The organism is Streptomyces sp. RP5T (assembly GCF_003933965.1).
GTDB lineage: Bacteria > Actinomycetota > Actinomycetes > Streptomycetales > Streptomycetaceae > Streptomyces.
Map to the genome: position 1 here is coordinate 1 of NZ_RSAJ01001053.1, position 1,508 is coordinate 1,508.

The following is a 1,508-nucleotide window of genomic DNA, read 5'->3' on the forward strand; positions in this document are numbered from 1 at the left end:
GATCAGCGCTGGTGAGCTGTGGTGGAGGGGTGATGGCGAACCGTGTGCAGCAGTTTCGCCGCGCCACGTACCGCAGCCGTGTGCGGGGCCGGAACGGGCTTGATCGGCGCGTCCAGTCGCCCGGGGAGGGCGTAGGTGATGTCCGGCCGCAGCGCGCCGCCGCCCACGAGCAGTGGCCCGCGGCGGAGGGCGTCGAGTGTCTGCGAGGTGTGGTCCTGGTCCAGCATGGCGGTGATCATGGCGATGACCGCGTCGGTGATCCGGACGGGTGGGGTGGGGCCGTCCAGGTCGATGGTGCCCAGGGCGGTCGAGCGGGCGTCGGTCACCGCGCCGTCCGCGAGAAGGGTGATCTCGGTGAGGTGGGCACCGAGGTCCACGACGAGGAGAGGGCGGGCCAGGTCGGCGTCGACCGCCGCGGCCACGGCACGCGCGGTGGGGACGGTGAGGACGCTGCGCGGACGCAGGACCTCGACCGCGGTGCGGGCCTGGGCCCGGTAGGCGACACCGCCCAGGACGGGCGTGGTCAGGATGAGCAGCGGGCGGCCGAAGCGGGGCAACCGGTGGCCGAGCAGCCGGTCTAGCAGCCGGGCCGTCGCGGGGACGTCGACGATCGTCCCACGTTGGACGGGACGGGTGGCGCCGTGCCCCGCCGAGGCCACCGTGGGCACGTCGAGGATCGTGCGGCGTGGGGAGATCCTGGCTCGGGTGCGGGCGCTGCCCAGATCGATCGCGATGGCGGTGCACTGCCGGCACGAGGGCCGCGAGCGGTGCGGGTCCACGGCCGTGTTCACCGGTAGGCCTCCCTGACCTGCTGGCAGCGGGCGCAGAAGCGGGCTTGTGGCACGATCATCAGCCGCTCGCGGGCGATGGGTCCGCGGCACAGGTGGCAGGCGCCGTACGTGCCCCGGTCCATGCGATCGAGCGCGGCTTCGACGTCGGTCAGGACCATGCGGGCGGAGGCGGCGAGTTGGACGCGTACCTGGAGGTGGGCGGCGCCCAGCCGTTCGGGCGCGAGTGCTTCCGGTTCGAGTCCTTCGGACGCGAGTGTCTTCGGTGGGAGCCCTTCGGACGCGAGCCCTTCAGGTATGAGCCCTTCGGGTAGGTCGTCGGCCGTGAGTTGCTTCAGCTGTTCCCGGCGGAAGAGCCGTTGTTCGTGCAGGTTCTCGCGCAGCGCGGCGATGTCCTCGATCGTCAGCACGGTGTTGCGGTCGTCGATGGTCGGGTGGTTCACCGAGGCACCTCCTGGGCGGGACGGACGAGGGAAGGCGGCCGGACGCCGGGGTCAGCCGGCGCTGCGCTGGCAGGGCACGCAGGACGGCGTGTAGGGCAGGATCTCCAGGCGCTCGACGGGGATCGGTTTCGCGCAGGTGAGGCAGACGCCGTAGGTGCCGTCCTGAACGCGGGCGACGGCGGCCTCGATCTGCGAGAGGACGCGCCGGACGGTGTCCTTCTGGGCGGACATCACCTGTTCCTCCGCGTCGGGCCCGGCTTCGGCGATGGCCCGAAGC

General features: G+C 72.4%; 3 protein-coding genes. All 3 read right to left on the reverse strand.

The window, feature by feature from the left end; all coding sequences use genetic code 11:
• Positions 1–2: 2 nt before the first annotated feature.
• Positions 3–791 carry a rod shape-determining protein gene (locus EHS43_RS44390; RefSeq protein WP_125196039.1) on the reverse strand — a complete coding sequence of 263 codons (789 nt, stop codon included), beginning with the start codon at positions 789–791 and terminating at the stop codon, positions 3–5.
• Positions 788–1,231: a TraR/DksA C4-type zinc finger protein gene (locus EHS43_RS44395; protein WP_125196040.1), complete on the reverse strand. Its 444-nt coding sequence runs from the start codon at positions 1,229–1,231 to the stop codon at positions 788–790. Before EHS43_RS44395 ends, EHS43_RS44390 begins: the two co-directional genes overlap by 4 nt.
• Before the next feature lie 51 nt (positions 1,232–1,282).
• Positions 1,283–1,508, reverse strand: a 226-nt coding sequence (locus EHS43_RS44400) for a TraR/DksA C4-type zinc finger protein (protein ID WP_125196041.1), incomplete at its 5' end; no start/stop codon positions are given.